Origin of the sequence: Parafrankia elaeagni (assembly GCF_000374165.1) — a bacterium.
Lineage (GTDB): Bacteria > Actinomycetota > Actinomycetes > Frankiales > Frankiaceae > Parafrankia > Parafrankia elaeagni.
In genome coordinates this window covers 52264-75016 of the sequence record NZ_KB893725.1, presented here as the reverse complement: position 1 = coordinate 75016, position 22753 = coordinate 52264, and the positions used below count along the sequence as shown (strand labels likewise).

The window sequence follows — 22753 nt, the reverse complement described above, 5'->3', positions numbered from 1 at the left end:
CCTCCTCCTCGTGGGGCTCGACTTTTCCTCGGGAGCGAGAACGGGCGACACGGGGAATCGAGGGCCGCGCGGAGGACGACGAAGGTTTCAGACAGTGATCTCAAGCTCAAGCTCAAGCTCAAGCTCGAGGTGGAGGTGGAGGTGGAGGTGGTTCGCGTTCTACAGGGGGGCGGACCAGTGCAGGTGCGTCCCGCCGCCGGGTGGGGTGGAGATGGTGTAGCTGCCGCCGACGATCTCGGCGCGGGTGCGCAGGTTGTCGAGCCCGCTGCGGCGGGTCGAGTCCCCGATGCCGACGCCGTCGTCCACCGCGTCGAGGGTGACCGCGTCGCCGTCGACGGCGAGCCGTAGCTCCGCGGTGCCGGCCCGGGCATGGCGGGCGGTGTTGGTGAGGGCCTCACGGGCGACCGCGAGGAGATGGTCGGCGAGCCGGTCGTCCACGACGGAGTCGAGCGGGCCGCTCAGCGTGATCGTCGGCGCGAAGCCGAGCGCGGGCCGGATGTCCTCGGAGATCTCCTCCAGCGCCGTGCGCAGCCGCGCGGCGCGCGTCGGGTGGGCGCTGCGCAGCTCGAAGATGGTGCGGCGGATGTCCTTGATGGTGGCGTCGATGTCCTCGATGTAGCTGGTGATGCGGTCGCTGTTGGACGGGTTCTCGTACTGCGCCAGGTCCTGCATGCCGAGCGCGACGGCGAACAGCCGCTGGATGACGTGGTCGTGCAGGTCCCGGGCGATCCGCCCGCGGTCGGCGAGGACGAGCAGGCGCTCCTGGTCCGCCTTGGCGTGGGCGAGCTCCAGGGCGATGGCGATGTGGCCGGCGAAGCTGGTGGCCAGGGTCAGGTCGGTCTCGGTGAACGCGGGCGAGCCGTGGTCGCGCCCGACGAGCAGCGCCCCGTCACACTGGTCGATGCCGGCGACGAGCGGCACGACCATGAGCGGTCCGGTGTGCTCGGTGCGTTCGTCGGGCAGGGCGTCGAGCTGGGCGTTGTCGACCCGCAGCGCCTGGCGTTCGGTGAGCACGCGGCCCGTCAGCGTGTGCTCCAGCGGGATCCGTCGCCCCGCCCGGCTCACAGCCTCCTCGCCGCTCTGGTCCGACCCGTCCCGCGCCGGCCTCCGGCCGGTGGGCGGCGCGGTCACGGCGATGGCGACCCGGGCCTGGTCGCCCGCGGGCTCCTCCGCCCGCAGCGCCAGGGCGACGAACGTGGCGTCGGTGATCTCGAGCACGCGCTGTGCCAGTCGCTGGAGCGCGTCTGGGTCCCCGGCCATGAACAGCCGGGTGATCTCGGCGGAGGCCGTCATCCACAGGTGCCGCTGCTGGGACTCGTGGTACAGCCGCGCGTTCTCGATGGCGACCCCGGCGTTCGCCGCCAGGGCCAGGGCCAGCTCCTCGTCCTCGGCGGTGAACGGCGCGCCGTCGTGCTTGTCGGTCAGGTAGAGGTTGCCGAACACCTCGGCCCGGACCATGATCGGTACGCCGAGGAACGTGCGCATCGGCGGGTGCCCCGGCGGGAACCCGTAGGCGCTCGGGTCCTCGGCGATGTCGTCGACGCGGCGCGGGCGCTGGTCGTCGATCAGCAGGCCGAGGATGCCCTGGCCGGTCGGCAGGTACCTGATCCGCGCGACATCGGCGTCGGACATCCCGACGTGGACGAACTCCTCCAGCGTCCGGTCGGGGGCGACCACACCGAGTGCGCCGTAGCGCGCGCCGAGCAGGTCGGTCGCGGCCTCGACGATGTGCCGGAGCAGCACGGGGAGCCGCAGGTCCGTGGCGATGATCCGGTTGGCCTGCAGCAGGCCGCGCAGGCGACTCTGGGTCGCCAGGACGTCCTGCGCGCGTTCGACGAGCTGGGTCAGCAGGTCGTCGAGTTCCAACCGGGCCACGGTGGGAAACATCAGCCCGTCGCCGGGGGGCGCGGGTATGGCGGCCCGCGCCGCGGCCGCGGCCGTGAGTGGGCCCGGGACCGGGTGGGCGGCCGGTGCGGCGGCAGGGTGGGTGGCCTCCGGCGCCGGCCGGGCGGCCGGCGGTTCACCGTGCCGCCCGCCGTGCCGCCCGGTGGATGTCGGTCGGCGTGGGTCCGTGTTCAAGGGTCTTCGCCTCCGGCCACGGGTCGGTGTGGAAGGGGTGTTCGGGCCCGGTCGGCGTCGACCAGGCGACGGGGGAACCGGCGTCGCTCTCGGCGCGGGCGAGGCTCCCCGCCGCCGGTCCCGGGGGCGCGCAGCGAAGCTGGACGAGATCGGTGAAGGTCGCACGGGCGAGGGCGGCAGCCTCCTGCCGGTCCTGGCGCCGGGTCCAGGAGGCGTCGAGGACGACGGTCTCACCGCGCTCGACGGCGGTTCTGGCCCGGCGCAGCAACTCGTCCCGCACCGCTGCGGCCACGTCCGTCCGCCTGTCCGCCCGTCCGTCGACCCGTCCGTCCGGATGGCCGTCCAGGTGGCTGTCCGGGTGGCCGTCGCCACGGGGCAGGCGGCCCAGCTCGCGTTCGACGGAGCTGGCGCGCAGCAGCGTCCAGCCCTCGCTTTCGGCGAGACGGCCGGCGACCGCCGAGCGCCCTGTCTCCGGGCCGCCGCCGACGAGGACGAGCCGGGTCCGGCCGCGCCGCAGGCTGGCGAGCGCGAGCGAGGCGAGAGCCCTGGCCTCGGCCGCGGCCGAGGCCCAGCCCTGCGCGTACTGGGTGCAGGCGATCCGGCACATCGTGAAGGCCCGGTAGGCGATGTAGAGGTTCTCCAGGGAGAGCGGGTGGGTCACGGCCGTGTAGGCCCGGTACTGGTCGAGCAGGAAGCGGCTGAGGTCCGGGCGGCCGAGGCGCTCCAGGTCCATGGCGAGGAAGGCGATGTCGGACAGGACGTCGCCGACCCGCAGCCGCTGGTCGAACTCCAGGCAGTCCAGGATGCGCGGGCCGTCGTCGAGGCAGTAGATGTCGTCGGCCAGTAGATCGCCGTGGCCGTCACGGATGCGTCCGTCACGTTGCCTCTCGTGCAGCAGGGGACCGCGGCCGTCGAGGTAGCGGTGGGCGAGGTGGCGGATGGCGTCGATGGTGTTCGTGTCGAGCACCGGCCCGAGGAACGGCTCGATGCTGTCGAGGACCTCCGCCCACAGCCAGCGCAGGTTCGCCGGGGAACCAGCCTCGGTGATCCGCTCCGAGGTGGCGCAGCGGGCGTGGAAGTCGGCCAGCAGCCGGGCGACGGCGCGCAGCGGGCCGGTCACGTCGCTGCCGGCGGCGAGGAGCGACGACAGCCTGCGGTCGGCCGGCAGGCGCCGCATCACGACCATGTGGTCGAGCAGCACCCCGTCCGGGCCCTGGATGTCGGCGACGCCCAGGTAGACGTCCGGGGCGAGGCGCCGGTTGAGGTTGACTTCGGCCTGGCAGGCGGCGAGACGTGCCTCACGGGTACGGAAATCCAGGAACCCGAGGTCGGCGGTCTTCTTTATCTTGTAGACCCGGTCGCCGAGGAACACGAGCACGGACGTCAGCGTCTCGGAGAGCGCGGCGGGCAGGCCCGGCATGGCGCCGAGACCTGGCCCGGTGCCTGCGGGGACCGTGATGCCGGTCGTCGCCATACGCATGGAATGAGACTGCCGGTCAACCCCCGGAGATCACAGCGTGCGTGAGTCGGGCTACCGGCGTCCGAAAGTCGCACCCTCAGGGGCGGAAGGTCACCTGGGCGGGCGGCGGCCGCGTTCGGTGTGATGCGCCTGACGCCACCCGGCCCGTCCAGGTCAGCGCGCTGGACGGGCCGGGGACACGCTTTCGCCTGACCGTCGGCCGGGAATCCGTGCCCCGGCCGGCGGCCCGCGGCGCGGGTCTTTGGTCCCGAATGCGTCGCCGGTCCCGAATGTGCCGCCGCCGCGGGGGACTACCCCGACAGCCCGATCGGCAGCTGACTCATCGCCCGCACCCAGGCGCTGGTCCGGTAGGAGGGCTCGTCGAGCAGAGTGATCCGCCCGGCCCGGGCGAGCAGGGCACGGAACGCGATCACCCCCTCCGCGCGGGCCAGCGGGGCACCGAGGCAGTAATGCACACCCAGGCCCAGCCCGAGATGGCGGGGGACGTCCGTGGAATCCGCGTACCGCGCGACATCGAACCGGTCGGGTTCACGGTAGGCGCCGGGATCGCGGTTCGCCGCCGCGAGGAGCAGCACCACGCCGTCTCCCCGCCTGAACGGGCGCCCGTTAACCTCGGTGTCCCGCAGCGCCGTGCGTACGGTGAAGGGGAACGTCGGGTCATACCGGAGCATTTCCTCTACCGCGGCCGGAACGAGATCGGGGTCCGCGCGTAGCCTGGCCAGTTGGTCCGGATTCCGTAGAAGCGCGACCGTACCGCTGCCGATCAGGTTCACAGTTGTTTCGAAACCGGCCACGAGCAGCAGGACGCACAGGTCGAGTATTTCCTGCTCGGGGAGATCGTCGCTGTCCCGCGCGGCGGCGACGAGCTGGCTCAGCAGGTCGTGGCGTGGTCTCGCCCGGACCTCGGCGACCAGTTCCCGGAAATAGTCGTGGATGGCGTTCGTGGCCTCCGTGCGGGCGCGCAGGTCCTCCGGCGTCAGCGTCATGTCGGGTGCCAGGCCGCGCACCATCGGGACGATCCACTCGCTGAAGACGGGCTCGTCCTGCGCCGGGACGCCCAGCAGGCGGCAGATGACGAACAGTGGCAGTGGGCGGGCGAAGGCCTCGATCAGGTCGACCTCGGCGGCCGCGAGAGCGGCGTCGAGCAGCGTGTCGACCAAAGAGGTGATCTCCTCGGTCAGGGTCGCGACGACGCCCGGGGTGAACGCCCGGCTCACCAGGCCGCGCAGGCGGGTGTGCTCCGGTGGGTCCTTCCGCAGCAGCGACTTCAGCCCGCTGTCCGTCGAGCCGGGCGCGCGGTGCGCGTCGGCATGGATCCCCGCCGAGTAGCCGCTGCCGAAAGAGGGGCTCTGAAAGGTGGCGGAACAGTCGGCATAGCCGGTGACCATGGTGGTGACCCAGCCCCCGACGTCACACCGGATGAATGCTCCGCTCTCCTGTATCGACCGGTAGGTGGGGTACGGGTCGGGCCGGCTCACCGCCTCGAGAGCCGTCAGTATCGCCGGCGGCTGCCCGGCTTTCTGTGCTGGCGTCGCCGCATTCTCCATCGCGAACTCCTCCGAGCAGTGGGCCAGCCGGTCCGGCGGGAACGAATTCCTCCCACCGCCTTTCCCGGTGCGCGGCTGCGACCTCGCGCGGTGCGTTCTCCCCATCTTCGAGAATGATCGGCGGAAACGTCAACCGCCATTTCTGTCTTCTATCGGGTGATTAAGAGTGGTGCTTCCCGCGGTCACCGCGGCATCGGCCGGCCATCGGTGATCGTCGTCGGGAACGACATGATCTCCGCCGGGGGGCGGACCGATCCTCCTCGGCTGCGGCCGAGAACTCCGGGCAGGAGGACCCGGCGAGAGTGTCCGTGCCCTGACCAAGGCCGCCATACCGTCACACGATGGCGGTGTCACGGTATGGCGAACCCCTCGAGCTGGATGTCGGCGGGCGGGCGGTGCGGGTCAGCAACCCCGAGCGGGTCTACTTTCCCGAGGCGGGCGTCACCAAGATCAATCTTGTCCGCTATTACCTCGCGGTCGCCGACGGCGCGGTCCGCGCCCTGCGGGCACGACCGACCACCCTGGAACGCTGGCCCGACGGCGTGGTCGAGGGAGCCCAGCCGACCCAGCGCGACGGGACACCGAGTGACGCCTTCTAGCAGAAGCGGGTGCCCAGGAACGCTCCGGACTATGTGCAGACAGCACGGATCACCTTCCCCAGCGGCCGGACCGCGAACGAGATCTGCGTGACCGAGGCGGCGGTCGTCGCCGCCGAGGCCCGCGTGCTGCTCGGCGAGCTGGGCTGGATCGGCTGGCCGAAGACGAGCGGCGGCCGCGGCCTGCACATCTACGTCCGCATCGAGCCGCGGTGGACGTTCACCCAGGTCCGTCACGCCGCCATCGCGTTCGCCCGTGAGCTGGAGCGCCGGTCTCCACCCCGGTGCGCTGGGACGAGCTTCCCGACGTCGAGCCCCGCGATTTCACGGTCCGCTCCGTGCCGGAGCGGTTCGAACGCCTCGGCGACCTGTGGGCCGGCATCGACGACACCCACCATGATCTCGGCCCGCTGCTGCAGTGGTGGGAGCGGGACGTCGCCGAGCACGGTCTGGCCGATCTGCCCTACCCGCCCGACCATCCGAAGATGGCCGGCGAGCCGCGCCGGGTACAGCCCAGCCGCGCGAAGAAGACCACCTGAAGCCCACCGAATGTCTCGGGGGACGCCCGTAACCGCCTGGCCGCCGGCTGGTCGCGTACGCTGATCCACATACCCGAGGTCCCGTTCCGGTTGCCGTCGGTCAGGGGGGAGTCGGCGCGGTGTGGATTGTTCTACTGGACCATTCGGCGTCCATGTCGCGGCCGTTCGGCAGCGATTCCGCGCACACCCGCTTCGGCCGCCGTCGAGGCGACCGCACGGGTGCGGGAACGCGGTCATTCCCGAACCTCGGTGGTCTTCGGCACCGGCGTTCCGCGGATGGCCGCACACCGGCCGACTCACGTTCCGGGCCTCGCTCGGGCCCGCGTTCCGGTCCACATCTTTCCGACGAGGGGAAGAGCGCTGACGGCAGCCGGCCCGGAGCCGGCTCGACACAGCACGGAGAGTCCGGGCGCGGCAAACTCGACGTCACGGTGGAGAGCGTCTCCCACGCGCTTGCCGAGCTGCCGCCGGCCATGCCCACCGTCCTGGTCGGCTTCACCGACTCCGCGGATGTCGTCTACGAGGGTCGTGCCGGCGACCGCGCCACCTTCGAACGGACGCTGCGTACCGTCGCCCCGACCGGCGACAGCGGCGGCGCGGACGTCGCCTCCGCCCTGGAACGTGCCCGGCTGCACCTCGCCGGCCTGCCCGAACAGCCGCCCTTCGCCCGCCTGCTGCTCGTCACCGACGACCTCACCGCTCCTGGCGACCTGCTCCAGGCCGCCTATGACTGCGCGCACTCGGGGATCACGGTCGACGTCGTCGTGCTCGACACGTCCCCGCGCGCCGGCGAGCTCGCCGAGGTGATCGTCGGTGTCACCGGCGGGAGCTGGGAAGCCGCCCCGGGCGAAGGCGATCTCGGCCGGGCGATCTCCGCCGCCGGCCGCCGTGCCGCGCTGCAGTCGCTGGAGGCGGGCGCCCGTCCGGTGGAGGTCGGGCCTGCGTCCGCCGAGTCGGTGGCGGCCGAGCCTGCGCCTGCCGAGCCCGCGCCTGCCGAGCCCGCGGACGCACCCGCCGGTGAGGCCGTGCGAGCCGAGGCGGAGGAGTCCGCGGGCGCGCAGCCGGGAGCGGGTGGGGCGGCAGGCCGCGGGCCCGACGCTCCGGAGCAGGCCACCGCGGCTCCGGGAGGCGCGGGAGACGCCGGCGGGGAGGGCGCGGGCGGGGAGGGCGCGGGCGGGGAGGAGCCGCCGGGGCGCCGGCGCCCGGCCCCGCGCCGGGTGGACGTCACCTTCCCGGTGTTCACCCTCGTCCCGACGGTCGCGAACGGCAACGTCGAGCGCATCGGGGAGTCGCTGCGCACGATCGTCCCGTTCCTGGAGGATCTCACCGGCCTGCGCTACTACCCGCCGCCGACCTACGTCACCGACGACACGACGGTCACCCATCTGCGCCGCACCTGCGAGCCGGACGCGCGGTTCACCACCGAGGACCACACCGGCGACGTTCCGTCCGGCGCGCTCGCCGCCGACGAGGAGGCAGCGGTCGACCGGGTCCGCGCGCTGCTGGTGACGTTCACCGAGCATGTGCTCGACGTCGGTCCCGACACCGACCTGGTCCACGTCCGGCGCGAGGCGCTGGGCGGCTTCGCCGGCAACGTCCGCCGCTACCTGGCGGGGCGTCCCACCTCCCTGGACGAGGACAGCGGCGCGGGGCCGTCCTTCCCCGAGCCACCGATGATCTGGCGCCAGCGGTGCGCGGAGGACTTCCCGAGCTTCGCCGGCCTCTACTGCGAGCTGGTGACCCGCTACACCGACCGGCACATCCGCGCCCACTCCCGCAACCGCATCGACCCCGAGGTGCGCGCACGGCTGGTGACCGAGCTCGGGCCGCGCGCCGCCGCGGCGATCGAGCGGTCGGTGGGCGGGGTGGTCGCCGACCCGCCGATCGACCAGGACTTCCGCCTGCGCCTCGGTGCCGCGCTCGACGACCTGCGCACCATGGTCGACGCCCGCGACCCGGTCGCCTCCGAGTTCCTGCGCTCCGGTGCGAACGTGTTCGGTGTCTTCCGGTACTCCGGCGGCGCGGGGCGCTTCGGGCGGTCCGGCATGCTGGTGCCGACGTCCGCGCCGGCTGTGCTCATGGGGGCGGGCGCGCTCGGCAAGGTGGCCGCGGCGCTGCGCGGTGACGCGGTCCTCGACGAGCCGACCTGGGAACGGGCCGCGGCGTTCTGTGAGCTGGCGCTCGTGCACGAGCACACCCACGCCGCCATCGCGACCGGCCTGGACGAGCACGGTGCCCGCGCGGCCGCCGCCGGGACGTCCGCCTGGGCCGCGGGCACCCGGCTCAACGAGGCGCTGGCCGCCTGGGCGCAGGCGCACTTCTACCGCGACAACCCGCGGATGGCGCAGGAGTGCACCCACTACATCCGGTCCGGAAGCCACCGGACCTGGCCCTACCGGGGCGCCGACATCCTGGAGCGGCTGTACCAGGACGGCGGCATCGAACCGGTGCGGCGGTTCATCCGGCTGCTGCGGGTCACACCCGAGACCGCCCAGGCGGAGTTCGACCTGCTCCCGGCCCGCTGACCTCACGCGACCTCACGCGAGCGGGCCGGGGCCGCGGCGCTCAGCGCCGCGGGCTCACCCCCCAGGAACCTCCGAACGACTCGCCCGGATCCAGGACGCGCAGCCCGGCGCCGCTGTTGAACGCGTTCGCCGGGCAGGTCAGCGGCTCCACCGCGATGCTGCGCCGCCGCTCACCGGGCGCGAACGTGTCTCCGGTGAACAGCTGCACACAGGGCCAGGTCTCGTCCTGCCAGATGGCGAGACCACCGCCCGCGGAGGTCAGCGTGACGGTCGCCCGCCCGGCGTCGTCGCGGGCGAGATCGGTGAAGCAGGTGTCGAGGACGAGATCCCCGAGGCGCCGCGGCTCGCGCAGGTCGAACGGGCCGTCGGCGACGTGCTCCGCACCGGTGGGGATGAGGCGGTCGTTGACCAGCAGCCGGGTCCTCGCCGGCACCGTCACGGTGATGTCGTCCGCTTGGACCAGGGCACCGTCCGCCCCGGGCAGCACGAAGTAGGGGTGGGCACCCATGCCGACCGGCGCCGGGGCCGCGCCCAGGTTCGTCGCGGTCACGGTGACGGTCAGCCCGCCGTCGTCCAGCCGGTACAGGGCGGTGAACCCCACGGTGAACGGGTAGCCCGACTGGGCGTGCAGGACGACCCGGGCCCGCGCCGCTGCCTCGTCGAGGCGTTCGAGGTCCCAGGCCAGCCAGCGGGTCAGGCCGTGGCTCGCGTTGCCGAGCGCGACCTCGTTCACGGGCAGCTGATGCCCGGCCCCGCCGAAGGTGTAGCGGCCCCCGTCCACGCGGTTCGGCCAGGGCAGCAGCAGCTGGCCGCGGCCCCTGGTCGCCATCGCGTCGGCCGGGTAGCCGTCGAGCACGGCGACCCCGTGGGCGCGGTACTCGCGCAGTCCGGCACCCACCTCGGTGATCACCGCGCTGCTCTCGCCGTGCACCAGCTCGAGCTGTCGCCCCGACGGCGCGCTCGTCCCCATCGCCTGGCCTCCGTCCTCGTGCCGCGGGATGCGGCCCGCCCGCCGTCGCGGCGGACCCGTTCATCATCGCCGCCGCGCCGGCCCGCCCGGCGCGCGGCCCGCCCGGCGCGGCGTCCCCACCCACCTCGGGCCGGCACCTTCCGCCCCGGGCCGCGGCACCTCCCACCGCCGGCGGGGAACTTTCGACGGCCGGGCGTCCGATAGCGGGGGCCGCGTGGTGGTGGGAAACCCCGAATCCTCGCTGGCGGTGGGGTTTGTCACGGCGGTCGGCACCTGCCGGCCGCGTGACGGCCGGGCCGCCGAGAAAACGGGTGCCGTCATACGCCACTGCCGCCATCGACCCCTGGATCCGTCCGCGAGAAAGGCATCTTCGTGGGGTCTGCCATTGCGCTGCGTGGCGGCCGAAGGCGGGCCTTCCCAGCCCCGGAACTATGGAGCATACGGACCATTGCTACCGACCCCACCAACGGCGGAATAGGGGGCAATTTCCCGTTCTAGGGTGTTCGAATGACCGACAGGCCCGAGAAACTCACCGGAGTCGTGGGGCTTCTCGCGCGTTGCTGCGCACGCTATCGCTGGCTGGTTCTGGCGGCGTGGCTGGTGGCGTTCGTGCCCGCGGTCCAGTACATCCGGGAGGGCGGCGCCCGGTACGCCCAGCAGGTCGCCCCGACCGGTTCCGAGGCGGCGCGCGCCATGGACGGCGTCGCCCGGTCCTCGCCGAACGCACAGCTGCCGGACGTCGAGACCATCGTGGTACGGGCCCGGCTCGGGACGGTCGACGCCGGCCGGGCCCGCGAGCGGATCACCGCTCTGGTCGCCGAGGCGGGCCGGCTTCCCGGCGTCGTCCTCGTCGCCGACCCCGCCGGGCCGATCGGTGCCGCCACCGCCGGCATCGACCCGGTCAGCGCCGACCGCAGGACCGCGCTCGTCTCCGTGCTCATGGACGACGACGCGCTCACCCCGGACCTCGACGACGTCCGCCAGCTCCTGGCGACGGCCCGTGCCTACGACGGGCCGGAGATCCAGGTCGAGCTGTCCGGTCCCGGCGTGACCATGATCGAGTCCTCGGATCTCCAGCCCGCGCCGCTGGCCGTCGCCGCCTTCGCCGTGATCGTGCTGCTGGGGGTGACCCTCCGCTCGCGGCTGGCTGTCCTGGTGTGCGTGCTGCCCGCCGCGGTCAGCGCGCTGCTGGCCGTCGCGCTCACCGCCCGGCTCTCGCATGTCACCCAGCTGACCCCGTTCGCCCCGGTCACAGCCGCCGTTCTCGCCTTCGGGACCTGCCTGGGCGGTGCGATCGTCGCCGTGCACCGGGCCCAGTCGGCGCTGTTGAGCGGCAGGAACCGGGCTCAGGCCGCGGCGGTCGCGACCACCCGCTCCGGTGCCGCGGTCGTCGTCGGCGGGTTCGGCTTCTGTCTCGCGATGCTCGCCCTCGCGGCCCTGCGCCCCAGCCCGTTCGGCGGTCTGGCGCTCGCCGCCGCGGGAGGCACGGCCCTGGCCGTGCTCACCCTGCTCACCCTGCTTCCCGCGCTGCTCGCGACGGGCGGCGCCCGGCTGCTCGGCTGGGCCGAACGGCACTACCTGGCCATGGCCGGCGCCGGGCTCGCCCGGCGGCCCGGCCTGCGGTCCTGGTGGGCGGCGCAGGTCGGCCGCTACCCGGCCTTCATCGTCGTCGCGGCGGGCGTCCTGCTCATGACGCTGGGCAACCAGACGTCCGGCCTGCGGATCGGTGGCGGTGACTCGGGTACCGACCCCACCTCGATGACCACCCGGCGCGCCTACGACCTGGCGAGCGAAGGCTTCTTCGCCGGCATCAACGGCCCGATCCTCGTCACCGTGGACAGGGGGCAGCCCCGCGACCCCACCGAACGGACCACCGAACCGCGCACCGTCGCCGCGGTGCTCCGCGGTGTGCCGGGCGTGCGGACGTCGGAGGTCTCCCTGGACGACCCGACACGCGGACCGGCGGTCATCCGGGTGCTGCCCGCCGACGGCCCCCGCACCACCCAGACCAGCGACCTGGTCCGACAGTTGCGGGACGAGGTGCTGCCCGCCGCGCTGCGCGGCACCGTCACGACCGCCGCGGTCGGTGGCCCGACCGCCATGTTCGACGACGCCGCGGACGAGTTCCGGTCCACCCTGCCGCTGTTCCTCGCCATCGTCCTGCTCACGATCGGGCTGGTGGTGTACGCCGTGGCGGGCTCGCCGGTGCTCGCCGTCGTGCTCGGCGCGGCCGGCGTGCTGAGCGTCCTCGCCTCCGCCGGCCTGCTGCGGGTCCTGTTCCAGGACCCCGACCTGGCCCGGCGGCTGGGGGTGATGACCAGCCCCGTCGAGCCGTTCGTCCTCGTCCCGGTCATGATCTCGGTGTTCGGGCTCGGGCCGGCGATGAACCTCATCCTGCTCATGCGGCTGCGTGAGGGCGGCTCCGCGGATCCGCCCGCGAAGACCGGCGCCGGGGACGGGGGAGCGTTTCGGCGTGCCGCCCGGCTGGTCGCCCGCCGCCGGGACGGCGCCCGGCCCGACCCGATCCGCGACGGCCGCGACGCCGTTCGCCGCGGGCACGCCGACCTCGGCCACGTCGTCCTGACCATGAACTTCGTGATGGTCTTCGTGTTCCTCGCCGTCGTCGCGCAGCCACCCCGCACCCTGAAGATGCTCGGCTTCGGCCTGGCGATCGGCCTGGCGGTGGACGCAGTCCTGGTGCGCGCGGCGATTCTGCCCGCCTCCGTCCACCTCGGCCAGCGCTGGCAGGCGGAGCGCACCACCCGTCGCGGGCAGGGCGCGTCAGGGGCCCCTGCCGGTAAGGGAAAGGGGACCACCGCCGGGTCCGGGGCCGGGTCCGGGGCCGGCGGGTCGGCCGCCTCCGGTGGTTCCGCCGCCTCGGGCGGCTCGGACGGCGGGCGCGTCGCCGGCGGATCCGGAGCGCCGCTCGTCCGTTGAAATCCTTTCCGGAGATGTCGCCGCGTGATCCGGGAGAAAGCTCGTCCCGCATTGTTCTCCCGGATCTCGCGCATTGTTCCGGGTCGGCGATCTCGCTGGACCTCGGTAATGCTCCTCCCGTACTCGTCGTCCTATGGGAGAGGAATCACCGGTGGCCGCGAAGGATCAGGACAAGATAAAGAAGGCGATAGCGGACCCTACTTCACCGGGACCACGCTGTTCACGCAGGCCGGCGGGCGCAACCAGCTCGTCGCCGACCTGCGCGGCGTCCTCGGCGAGCGCAGGGTCACCACCGACAACCTCCCCGAGATCGACGGCGCGCCCGGCGGCACGCTCGACTCCTTCGGCATCCTCGCGGACGCCCTCAAGGACGCCTGCGCCCGGCCCCGGCCACGAACTCATTGACCGACATGCCGGCACAAGACTGGACGGACGCCCCCGTCGACGGCATCGTTGCCCGCGGTTGCTCCGCGACGACGGCCGTCACGAAGGTGGGTCAGTGCAGAACCGGGGGTCAGAGCAGAACCGGACCGAGGCGCGCCTCGACCTCATCCGAGGCTCCGCCGCCCGCCGGCGCCACGACGCGCGCACCATCGCGGCACTGACCCGTAACCCAGGGTGCAACCGGCGGGCCGTCCTCGACGCCGCCGGGGTGGACAAGGACGGCCTGTCCCGCCACATCGGCTTCGCGGCCCCTTTCGGCCAGTCCCAGTTCGCGATCATCCGCGGCAACGCCTTCGAGGCCCGGGTCAGGAACGACGGTGGCACCGATCTGCTCCGTCTCCTGGCGGACTGCCTGGGGTTCGATCCCGGCCCCGAGGGTTCCCCCGGTGTCACCGTCGTCGACCTCGGCGCGTCCGCCGAGCAGGGCGGGGGGGTCCGCCCGGCCGCGGAGAACCTCGCGGACCGGCTGGACCGGACGGTCGCCGCGCTGCGCCCGGACCCGCACGGGATCGTTCTCGTCGCCCATCCGCTGCTGGCGCTGCCCGTCGGCGGGCAGGACGTCCACCTGGAACCGGACCTGCTGGTGATCCGCCCCGACGGGCAGTTCCACATCGTCGAGATCAAGTCGTTCCCGGTCGTCGACGGGCAGGCCGACGGGGAGAAGGTCGCGGCCGCCGCGGTCCAGGCCGCCGTCTACGTGCTGGCACTGCGCCGGATGCTGCGCGCTCGCGAGGTCGTCCCGACCGTGCCGATGATGCCGGTCGTCCCGCCGGCCACCGTCTCCCACGATGTGGTCCTCGTGTGCCCCCGCGACTTCTCCAACGCGCCCCTGGCGACCAGGGTCGACGTCCGGCGGCAGCTGCTCGGACTCGAGCATCAGCTCACCCGGCTGGCCACCATCGAGGCTCTGCTCGACGACCTGCCCGCCGGCCTGACCTTCGACCTCGCCGCCGGCCCGGACGGTGCGCCGACCCGGCCCGCCACCGAGCTCACCGCGGGACTCGACCTGCTCGACGCCCGCTACACACCGGACTGCCTGTCCACCTGCGAGCTCGCGTTCCGCTGCCGGCACGAGGCCGCCGGCCGCACGGCCGCCCTCGGCGCGAGCGTGCGCGAGGACCTCGGTGGCATCGACACCGTCACCGAGGCGCTCGGCCTCGCCCACGGCACCCGCGCGCCGGCCGAGGACCAGGCCGAAGCCGCCGAACGCCTGCGGATCACCGCCAGGATGTACGCCGAGGCGCTGGCCGGCGCGCCCCTGCCGCTCGGCGGTGCCGACGGGTGAGCGCGATCAGCTCGTACGCCCGCGCGCTCGCCGCCGCCACCGGGACGGCCGCGCCGATCGCCACCGTGCGTCATGTGCACCTGTCCGAGCGTCCGCTCGTCCTCGTCCCGCTGACGCTGGCCGGTGAGGCGAACGCCCCGCTCGCCGCGCTCGTCGGGACCCGCCAGGCCGACCCGACCCTCCTCGTCGTGCCCCAGCCGCGCAACCGCGACCTGCGCTTCGCCTTCGCGGCCGACCTCGCCGAGATCGTCCTGCCGCACGTCCTCGGCTTCGCCGCCGACGCCGAGGAGCTCGCGAACGGGCCGCGGGCCCACGACGCCCCCCAGCTGATCCTGCCCAACCCGGCGGGCCTCGCCTTCCTGCGGCTGTTCGGTCGTTCCACCCGCTTCCGTGCCACCGACGGTGACTACGCCGTCCCGCCGAGCGTTCCCCTGCTCGGGCGGTGGCTCACCTTCTTCGCCGAGCGGGCGGAGATCCCCGGCTCCTCGCTGGCCCGGGCCGTCACCGACCTGCTCTCCCTGCACTGGGCGACCGGGCAGAGCGCCCTCGAGGACGCGAACCTCGCCGCCGCCATGGGCTGGATCGACCCGCCTCCCGGCCGGGACGGTCCGACGTCCGCCCGCCTCGCCGAGGACCCGGCGCACAGCCCGCCGGCGGGCCCCACCACCGACCCCGGCTTCGACAACGACATCCTCGCCCCCGCGATCGCCGCCTACGACGCGGTGACCGATCCCGCCGCGCTGCCGACGGTGCTGGCACGTCTGCGGGACGTCCTGCGCGGCCAGCTCCAGCCGACCTGGGACCTGGTCTGGCGCGCCCTCGACCTGCTCCGCCAGCTACCGCCCGGCGCGTCGGTCGCCGGCCGCTGGGAGACCGACCGCGCCCGCTACACGGGATTCCACACCTACATGGCCGAGGAGGGCCTGCCGCAGGCCCGCCTCGACGGCGCGGTCGCGGCCGCGCGGCGGCTGAACCGCATCGAAGCGGCCCAGTCCGCCTACGACGCCGAACGCGCCTTCGACGACCCGCTGGTCATGGCCGACCATCGGGTCACCGGCGAGGCCTTCCAGGGCACCGTTCTCGCCGTCGACCGCGACCGGCGTGTCCCCAACGGCCGGGGCAAGGGCCGGCTCGTCACCCGCCCCCTGCTCACCGTGCGGACGGAGGACCCGGTCCGCCTCGCCCTCGGTACCCGCGTCGTCGCCAGCAGCCGGCGGAAGCAGGAATGCCTCATCGTCGCGATTGATTCCCCTGGGGATGGCGGCGACACTGTCGCGGACATCGGCACCGGCGCGGACGGCGGCCGGGGCGCCACGGGCGCGATTCTGATCACTCTGGAGGCGCAGAGCGGAATGGGCCGGTCCGCGGCTCCCGCCCCGGGCTCGGTTCCGGAGGCGGGTGAGACCCTCTGCTACAGCGCGGTCCTCGCCGACGGAGTCCGCTCCGTCGCCATGCCGGACGCCGCGGACACCCCGTGGACGCACGGCGGTCCGCCCGAGCCCTACGAGCCGACCGAACGTGACACCGCGGAGGTCTGGGAATGACGACCCTCTCCGCCGGGCCTGGGCGCTCGGCGGCGGCCGGCCGTTCGGCGGCCGCCGAGGCCGAGCAGGCCATCCGCGGGATCCTGGACGATCTGGCGTCGGGGTGTCACCGTGGCGTCATCGTCGACTCGCCGCCCGGTGCCGGGAAGTCGACCCTCGTAGTCCGGACCGCCGCTGTCCTCGCCGCCTCCGGCGAACCGCTGATGATCGTCGCCCAGACCAACGAACAGGTCGACGACCTCGTCGAGCGGTTGTCGGCGCGCTTTGCCGCGGAGCTGCCCGGCGCCCGGATCGGACGCCTCGGCCGCGCCGGCTACGTCCCGTCCCCCCGCCTGGCGGAGCTCACGAACGTGGTCACCGCGAGCGACGTCGGTGGACTCGGCGAACCGGCCGTGACCATCTCGACAGCGGCGAAATGGACGTACGTCCGGGACGGGACGTGGCCCTGGGCGATCATCGACGAGGCGTACCAGATGCGGTCGGACACGCTGCTGGCCATGGCCTCCCGGTTCGAACGGGCACTGTTCGTCGGCGACCCGGGTCAGCTCGACCCGTTCTCCACGGTCACCAACGACCGCTGGCACGGCCTGGTCTGGAACCCGATGCAGAGCGCCGTCGCCGTACTGCAGCGAACCAACCCCGACCTGCCGGTGCACCGCCTGCCGGTGTCGTGGCGCCTGCCGCGCACCGCCCAGGCCGTGGTCGCCGACGCCTTCTACCCGTTCACCGGGTTCCGGACAGGCACCGACCTCGGGGAACGTGGCCTGGTGCTCCCCGGGCGGGGCGACCGGCCGGTGGACGAGGTCCTCGACATCGCCGCGGGCACCGGCTGGGGGCTGCTCGAACTCCCCGCCCGCCACACCGTGCGCACGGACGCCGAAGCCGTCGCGGCCGTCGCGGCCCTCACCCGACGGGTTCTCGAGCGGGGCACGGTCGCCCGATCCGGTGGCGAGGAGACCCTGGTCACCGCGGACCGGGTCGCGGTCGGAGCCGCCCACCGGGATCAGGTGGTGGCCATCCGCGCGGCTCTCGGCGACGACCGGATCGTGGTGGACACCGCCAACCGCCTGCAGGGCCGGGAGTACGAGGTCACCGTGATCCTGCATCCGCTCTCCGGCCGGCGCGACGCCACCGCCTTCCACCTGGAAGCCGGCCGGCTGTGCGTCCTGGCCTCCCGGCATCGGCAGGCCTGCCTGGTCGTCGCCCGGGCCGGCATCCGGGACCTGCTCGACGCCCACCCCACCAGCGATCCCGTGCACCTCGGGGAGCCGGTTCGGTTCCCGGACGGCTGGGCCGCCAACCAGGCTGTTCTCGCTCATCTGGCGTCCAGCCGCGTCCAGGCCTGACGCGCGCTCCGCGGCCGCACAGCACGCGCGCTCCGCGGCCGCACAGCACCAGGTGGCGCCGTGCGGCCGGCGTCGGCCCACCGCCTGTGTTCGGCGTGGCTAGGCCGCCAGGTACCCGCGGCGGACGGCGTCACCCACCAGGTGGGTGATGTACTCCCACAGGGCTTGCGAGCCCTCGGAGACGACCCGCTGGTGTGCCAGGACGTCCTCGGCGCGTACCCCGTGCGCCAGCCAGCTTCCGCCGCCCGTCGCGTAGTTCAGGATCAGGGGCTGGAGGCGGTCCAACGCCCGGGCGAAGCGCGCGTCCGGGGTGCGGCGGGCCTCGAACTCCTCCCACAGCGAGCGGAGCTGGACCGCCTGGTCGCGGGGAAGCTGGGGGAACAGCCGGTCGGCCGCCGCCCGCTCCCGGGCCTCCTGCTCGGCGATGGCCGTGGCGTCGTAGACGAAGGTGTCCCCGGCGTAGATCTCCACGAGGTCGTGAACGAGCAGCATGCGCAGCACTCGGCCGGTGTCCACCTCCTCCTCGGCGTACTCGCCGAGAAGCACGGCCATCATGGCGAGATGCCAGGAGTGCTCGGCATCGTTCTCGGCTCGGGAGCCGTCGGCGAGGCGGCTGCGCCGGACCACCGACTTGAGCTTGTCGATCTCCAGGATGAACGCGAGCTGCCGCGCGAGCCGGGAGTCGGCCACCGAGGGCAGGACCACCACGGGCTCACCGGGCCCCGCGTGTGACGCCGCATCCAGTGGGGGCGGGGACTGCGTCGACACCTGACCTCCTCGTATCGCCTTACGCCAGCTGTGGATTCGCGCCGCGACGCCACAGCATGACGCACCTGTCGTGTGCCCGCTCCCCGCGGAGTCTCGTGATCCGCTGGCAGGTTGCGGGGTGCATCGTGCCCTCAGTGTGCGCGGAATCGCCGCCACAGGCGTCACCTTGCGATGTGAACAGAGTCCGATCACCCTTCGGGTTGACAACGAGACAATCATCGATCAATCTGGCGGTTCTTTGTAGCTATTTAACGGATCGACGTGATGTTCTGTTGTGGTTCGCTCTCGGGCGGGCCCACGCCGGTCCTCGGGGCCTGCTGGGGGACGGTCGCGAAATCCTTGCCGCGGATCAGGGCGAGGGCCAGGGCACCGCCGAGGATCGCCAGGACGCCAGCCGTGATGAGCAGGTCGTTCAGCGCGCCGGCGAAGCTGGCGTGGATCGCGTCGGTCAGTACGGGCCGGGCCGCTGCCGGGGCGGCGCCGATCACCTGGCCCGCGCCGCCGCCGTGCACCGCGTCGGCGATCTGGTCCGTCTGCCCGGCCAGCGCCGGGACGCCCGCGAGCCGGTCTTCGAGGCCGTGCGCGAGCCGGGCGGTGAAGATCGAGCCGTAGACGGCGGTGCCGACCGCGATACCGACCTGGCGGAACGTGGTGTTCACTCCCGACGCCATGCCGGACCGGAACGGGTGCACGACGCCGACAGCCGTCGAGGCCAGTGGCGGGTTCACCAGACCCGACCCGGCGCCCGCGACGACGAGACCCGGAACGAGGTGCGTCCAGTCGGACCCGGCATCCAGGCCCGCCATCAGCAGCAGCCCGGCACCGACGAGCGCGAGGCCCGGGCCGATGAGCCAGCGGACCGGCACGACTGTCGACAACCGCCCCGCCGCGGCCGACACGACCATCGCCGTCGCGGAGAGGACCACCATCCGCAGGCCGGCCCCGAGCGCCGAGTAGCCGAGGTCGTTCTGCAGGTAGATCGTCAGGTAGAGCAGCATCGCGTACAGCGAGCCGTTCATCGCGAACGCGGCGACCGAGCCGCCGAGGAACGTCGGGATCCGCAGCAGCGACAGGTCGAACATCGGGTGCGCCACCCGCGTCTCGACCACGGTGAATGCCATGAGGAGCACCGCCGCCAGGACGAGACAGATGATCACGCCGGCGTCGCCCCAGCCGTCCGTACTGGCCCGGACCAGCCCGTAGACGAGCGCGACCAGCCCCGAGGTCAGCGTCGCGAACCCGGCCAGGTCCGGCCGGTGGGCATGCGGGGCGCGCGACTCGTCCACCTTCCGCAGCGCGATCGCGATCGCGGCCACACCGATCGGCAGGTTCACCCAGAAGATGCCCCGCCAGCTCACTCCGCTGGTGATCAGACCGCCGAGGATCGGCCCGAGCGCGGTCGACACGCCGGCGACCGCGCCCCACGCGCCGAACGCGATGCCGCGCTCCCGGCCGTGGAAGTTCATCGCGAGCAGCGCGAGCGACGTGGCGAACAGGATCGCCCCGCCGACACCCTGCAGTGCCCGGGATCCGATCAGCATCAACGGCGTCTGCGCCGCCGCGCACAGCGCGGAGCCGGCGGTGAAGACGCCCAGGCCGATGAGGAACAGCAGTCGGCGGCCGTACCGGTCGGCGAGCGAGCCGGAGGTCAGCAGCAGCGCGGCGAGGGTGAGCGCGTAGGCGTCGACGACCCACTGCATGTCACTGAAGCTGGTGTTCAGCTCCTGCTGGATGTCGGGCAACGCCACGACGACGATCGTGATGTCGAGCAGGAGCATGAACGTCGACGCCAGCACCGCGACCAGCGTCCACCATCTGCGTTCCATCGACCCTCACACGTCCCCTCCGGGCCGGGCGCCGGCCCCGTGACCGGGGCGGCCTCGTCCGCGGGACCGCCCCGCGACGCCGGTCCCACTCTGCCCACCGCCTGGGAACGAACCGTCCGACGGGGTGCGTTGTGTAGATTTCCATCCGTGATGACGGCTGTCCTGCGGGAATCCGACACGGCACTGGTTCGAAACGAGGTGACCGACCCAGACGACCTCCGGATCATCCGTGCCCTGCAGCTCGCGCCGAGAGCGCCCTTCGCGCGGATCGCCGCCGCGCTGCGCCTGCCCGAACGGACGGTCGCCCGACGCTACGGCGCGTTGCGCCGGGACGGGATCCTGCGGATCTTCGGCGTGCTGAACCCGGCCACGACAGGCGAGCACCCGTGGAGCGTCCGGGTGCACTGCCGTCCGGACAGCGCCGAGGCGCTGGCCGCGGCGCTGGCGTGGCGCGACGACATCGCGTGGGTGGTCCTGTCCGCGGGCGGGTCCGAGGTGACATTCGCGATCCGGTCGCTGTCGGCCGAGCAGCGCGACACCCTGCTCACCCACCGGCTGCCCCGCGCGACCCATGTCCTGAACGTCGAGGCCTCCGTGCTGCTGCACTACTTCGCCGGCCAGCGCTCCGACGACTGGGGGGCGCTGGCCGGGTATCTGGACACCGGTGAGACAGCCGCGCTGCGTGCTGCCGCCACCCCGTCGCCCGCCGTCCCCGCGCCGCGGCCCGTGCCGCTGGAACCAGCCGACGAGGCGATCGTCGCCGCACTGGCCCGCGACGGCCGCGCGAGCTACGCGGAGCTGGCCGCCGCGGCGGGGATGAGCGAGGGCCGGGTCACCCGCCGGCTCGGCGCGCTGCTGCGGAGCGGCACGATGCACCTCGACATGGACCTGGCCATGACCAGGCTCGGCTACCACGCGAAGGCCCACCTCTACCTGGGAGTCAGCCCGGCACGGCTGCACGAGACCGGCCAGGCGCTCGCCGACCTGCCGGAGGTCGCGTTCGCCGCGGCCAGGTCCGGCCGGCACAACCTGGTGGCCTCCGTCGCCTGCCGCGATCTGGCCGATCTCTACGCCTTCACCACCCGCCGTGTCGGCCAGCTCGACGGTATCCAGACCCTGGAGATCTCACCGGTCTTTCGCACGGTCAAGCAGTCCGGGGCCTGGACCGACGGCGGCCGTCTGGTCGAACCGCCCCTCGCGCACCGCCCGCGCCGCGAGCCGGCCTGACCGGTGGTCGGCGGCGGGGGTGGGGGCGGCCCTGTGGACGCTGCGGGTGCGGTCCACCGTTCTCGTCCCCGGCACACGTTTCTCGTCCCCGGCACATCGTTCCCGGCACCCCCTGTTCTCTGGTAACGTCACAGCGTCCGTGAATCGGCCTGAGGAGGTGAGACCCGTTACCGCTGAATCCGACCGGGTGCTCTCCTTCCGTCCCGCGGAATGGTTCATCTGACCCAGGTGGCCGTCGGGAGCGCCCAAGGCATCCCGAAAGGCAATAAAATTCATGCGTTTCACCTCGGAGACGACGACCTCGACCGGTGTTTCGGAAGGTCGGTTCGTCCTTGACGGCATTCCCGGTGTGCTCTGGTCGCCGGCTGACGCGTTCGGCCCGCGCCCACTGATACTGCTCGGGCACGGCGGCGGTCAGCACAAGTGTGCCCCCGGCCTGCTGGCCCGTGCCCACCGGTATGTGACGGAATTCGGTTTCGCCGCGGCGGCGATCGACGCTCCCGGACACGGCGACCGCCCGAGAACCGCGCAGGACGAGCAGTTCGCCGTGCAGCTGCGTAGCCGGATGACGGCTGGCGAGCCCGTCGGCGAGCTGATCGCTCAGGACAACGCCGTCCGTGCCGCGCAGGCTGTTCCCGAGTGGCAGGCCACCCTGAACGCTCTTCAGAGCCTCGACCGGATCGGCGCCGACGGACCAGTGGGGTACTGGGGCGTCTCGCTCGGCAGCATGATCGGCATGCCGTTGGTCGCCGCCGAACCGCGGATCACCGCGGCCGTTCTCGGCCTCGTCGGCTACGACGTCCTCACCGATGCGGCCTCGCGCCTCACCATCCCCGTGCAGTTTCTGCTCCAGTGGGACGACGAGATCGTGCCGCGCGCGGCCGGCCTCGCCCTGTTCGACACCATAGCCTCCCCGGAGAAGACGCTGCACGCCAACTCCGGTCGGCATGTCGACCTGCCCAGATTCGAAATGGGCAGCGCTGAACGTTTCTTCGCCCGCCATCTCGTCGGCGATGCCGTCGCGGCCGGGGCACGTTGACCGCTGCAGGGATGACGCCGTCGGCGTCCGCTAGGGATGCCCTTGCGGACGCTGACGGTCAGCGCCTTCGGGTACTGCCAACCCGGGTGACACCTTCTCGACTCAGGCGGGCCTGCAGCTGACGCGGGTCAGGGATCAGGGGGCGTGTGACGAGGAGGTCGGTGTCGTTCCCGGTCCGCCTGCGCAACGTCCTTGTGGAAGGGGCTGGCAATCCACAGCTGCTCGCCCGTCGCGGACGTGCTGCCCCAGAACACGCCTTCCATCTCACCGAAGCGGGTTCGCCGCGGTAGCCGGGCCAGTGGTGTGTCGCCCGTGGGTCTGCTGGGCATCAGGCGCCGGGCACGCAGCACTGTGACGCTGCGATCGGTGACGACAACGATCCGGCGGCCGATCATGAAGTGGAACACGGGAATCAGAACGACCAGCAACTGCGATCGAGTCTGGGCTCTGAACACCTGCCGGACCTGTTCACCGGGTTCCAGATAGGGCTGGGCACGAGAGGCAAGTTTGTCGCGTATCGCCATCGAGGGCTGAGCGTAGACCCCGCGTGCTCCGCGCGGAGGCCTTTCCATCAAACCGCAGGTCCGGCCGGCGCTGGCCG

At 72.9% G+C, this 22753-nt stretch carries 15 protein-coding genes and 1 pseudogene; 9 read left to right on the top strand and 7 right to left on the bottom strand.

Annotated features, from left to right (window positions below; all coding sequences use genetic code 11):
• Positions 1 to 159 precede the first annotated feature (159 nt).
• The 3 genes from B207_RS0115760 to B207_RS0115750 form a co-directional block, all read right to left on the bottom strand.
• On the bottom strand, positions 160 to 1887 hold the full coding sequence (locus B207_RS0115760) for a sensor histidine kinase (RefSeq protein WP_026311095.1): 1728 nt from the start codon (positions 1885 to 1887) through the stop codon (positions 160 to 162).
• A gap of 133 nt (positions 1888 to 2020) precedes the next feature.
• Positions 2021 to 3559, bottom strand: a complete 1539-nt coding sequence (locus B207_RS0115755) for a bifunctional aminoglycoside phosphotransferase/ATP-binding protein (protein WP_026311094.1) — start codon at positions 3557 to 3559, stop codon at positions 2021 to 2023.
• 290 nt (positions 3560 to 3849) lie between these two features.
• Complete coding sequence (locus tag B207_RS0115750) at positions 3850 to 5106, bottom strand: cytochrome P450 (protein ID WP_018637513.1); 1257 nt, start codon at positions 5104 to 5106, stop codon at positions 3850 to 3852.
• Between the two features lie 341 nt (positions 5107 to 5447).
• On the opposite strand from B207_RS0115750, the pseudogene ligD reads away from it, so the two are divergent.
• Positions 5448 to 6241: pseudogene (gene ligD, locus B207_RS42580) on the top strand (non-homologous end-joining DNA ligase LigD).
• A gap of 431 nt (positions 6242 to 6672) precedes the next feature.
• Entirely contained in the window at positions 6673 to 8766 is a 2094-nt protein-coding gene (locus B207_RS0115730; protein WP_026311093.1) for a VWA domain-containing protein, read from the top strand.
• Positions 8767 to 8806: 40 nt separating this feature from the next.
• Here the strand turns inward: B207_RS0115730 and B207_RS0115725 are convergent, their stop codons facing one another.
• Entirely contained in the window at positions 8807 to 9736 is a 930-nt protein-coding gene (locus B207_RS0115725) for an aldose 1-epimerase family protein (protein WP_018637506.1), read from the bottom strand.
• A 507-nt stretch (positions 9737 to 10243) separates the two neighbouring features.
• Here B207_RS0115725 and B207_RS0115720 point away from each other — a divergent pair.
• From B207_RS0115720 to B207_RS0115700, 5 genes are all read left to right on the top strand, one after another.
• Positions 10244 to 12673: an MMPL family transporter gene (locus tag B207_RS0115720; protein ID WP_051102544.1), complete on the top strand. Its 2430-nt coding sequence runs from the start codon at positions 10244 to 10246 to the stop codon at positions 12671 to 12673.
• Between the two features lie 108 nt (positions 12674 to 12781).
• Entirely contained in the window at positions 12782 to 13078 is a 297-nt protein-coding gene (locus tag B207_RS40670) for a hypothetical protein (RefSeq protein WP_018637505.1), read from the top strand.
• A 94-nt stretch (positions 13079 to 13172) separates the two neighbouring features.
• Positions 13173 to 14402 carry a hypothetical protein gene (locus B207_RS0115710; protein WP_018637504.1) on the top strand — a complete coding sequence of 410 codons (1230 nt, stop codon included), beginning with the start codon at positions 13173 to 13175 and terminating at the stop codon, positions 14400 to 14402.
• The gene (locus B207_RS0115705; protein ID WP_018637503.1) at positions 14399 to 15946 is read left to right on the top strand and encodes a hypothetical protein; all 1548 of its coding nucleotides are present in this window, start codon (positions 14399 to 14401) and stop codon (positions 15944 to 15946) included. Before B207_RS0115710 ends, B207_RS0115705 begins: the two co-directional genes overlap by 4 nt.
• The gene (locus B207_RS0115700; protein WP_018637502.1) at positions 15943 to 17292 is read left to right on the top strand and encodes an AAA domain-containing protein; all 1350 of its coding nucleotides are present in this window, start codon (positions 15943 to 15945) and stop codon (positions 17290 to 17292) included. Before B207_RS0115705 ends, B207_RS0115700 begins: the two co-directional genes overlap by 4 nt.
• Before the next feature lie 99 nt (positions 17293 to 17391).
• On the opposite strand, the gene B207_RS0115695 is transcribed toward B207_RS0115700, so the two are convergent.
• Together B207_RS0115695 and B207_RS34075 are read right to left on the bottom strand one after the other, a co-directional pair.
• The gene (locus B207_RS0115695; RefSeq protein ID WP_084692167.1) at positions 17392 to 18060 is read right to left on the bottom strand and encodes an HD domain-containing protein; all 669 of its coding nucleotides are present in this window, start codon (positions 18058 to 18060) and stop codon (positions 17392 to 17394) included.
• Positions 18061 to 18308: 248 nt separating this feature from the next.
• Positions 18309 to 19886 carry an MFS transporter gene (locus tag B207_RS34075; protein ID WP_018637500.1) on the bottom strand — a complete coding sequence of 526 codons (1578 nt, stop codon included), beginning with the start codon at positions 19884 to 19886 and terminating at the stop codon, positions 18309 to 18311.
• 198 nt (positions 19887 to 20084) lie between these two features.
• Between B207_RS34075 and B207_RS0115685 the strand changes: the two genes are divergently transcribed.
• Positions 20085 to 21113 (top strand): Lrp/AsnC family transcriptional regulator, encoded by a 1029-nt coding sequence (locus tag B207_RS0115685; RefSeq protein WP_230205040.1) that lies wholly within the window; start codon positions 20085 to 20087, stop codon positions 21111 to 21113.
• 274 nt (positions 21114 to 21387) lie between these two features.
• Positions 21388 to 22152, top strand: coding sequence for an alpha/beta hydrolase family protein (locus B207_RS0115680; protein ID WP_018637498.1), 765 nt, complete (start codon positions 21388 to 21390; stop codon positions 22150 to 22152).
• Between the two features lie 128 nt (positions 22153 to 22280).
• On the opposite strand, the gene B207_RS0115675 is transcribed toward B207_RS0115680, so the two are convergent.
• Positions 22281 to 22676, bottom strand: coding sequence for a hypothetical protein (locus B207_RS0115675; protein WP_026311090.1), 396 nt, complete (start codon positions 22674 to 22676; stop codon positions 22281 to 22283).
• Between the last annotated feature and the right edge of the window lie 77 nt (positions 22677 to 22753).

What these genes read in the sequence shown, in the direction of transcription:
- B207_RS0115760 (WP_026311095.1), bottom strand. Translation starts at nt 1,887, where the DNA reads ATGTTTCCCACCGTGGCCCGGTTGGAACTCGACGACCTGCTGACCCAG.
- B207_RS0115755 (WP_026311094.1), bottom strand. Translation starts at nt 3,559, where the DNA reads ATGCGTATGGCGACGACCGGCATCACGGTCCCCGCAGGCACCGGGCCA.
- B207_RS0115750 (WP_018637513.1), bottom strand. Translation starts at nt 5,106, where the DNA reads ATGGAGAATGCGGCGACGCCAGCACAGAAAGCCGGGCAGCCGCCGGCG.
- B207_RS0115725 (WP_018637506.1), bottom strand. Translation starts at nt 9,736, where the DNA reads ATGGGGACGAGCGCGCCGTCGGGGCGACAGCTCGAGCTGGTGCACGGC.
- B207_RS0115720 (WP_051102544.1), top strand. Translation starts at nt 10,244, where the DNA reads ATGACCGACAGGCCCGAGAAACTCACCGGAGTCGTGGGGCTTCTCGCG.
- B207_RS40670 (WP_018637505.1), top strand. Translation starts at nt 12,782, where the DNA reads ATGCTCCTCCCGTACTCGTCGTCCTATGGGAGAGGAATCACCGGTGGC.
- B207_RS0115700 (WP_018637502.1), top strand. Translation starts at nt 15,943, where the DNA reads ATGACGACCCTCTCCGCCGGGCCTGGGCGCTCGGCGGCGGCCGGCCGT.
- B207_RS34075 (WP_018637500.1), bottom strand. Translation starts at nt 19,886, where the DNA reads ATGGAACGCAGATGGTGGACGCTGGTCGCGGTGCTGGCGTCGACGTTC.
- B207_RS0115680 (WP_018637498.1), top strand. Translation starts at nt 21,388, where the DNA reads ATGCGTTTCACCTCGGAGACGACGACCTCGACCGGTGTTTCGGAAGGT.
- B207_RS0115675 (WP_026311090.1), bottom strand. Translation starts at nt 22,676, where the DNA reads ATGGCGATACGCGACAAACTTGCCTCTCGTGCCCAGCCCTATCTGGAA.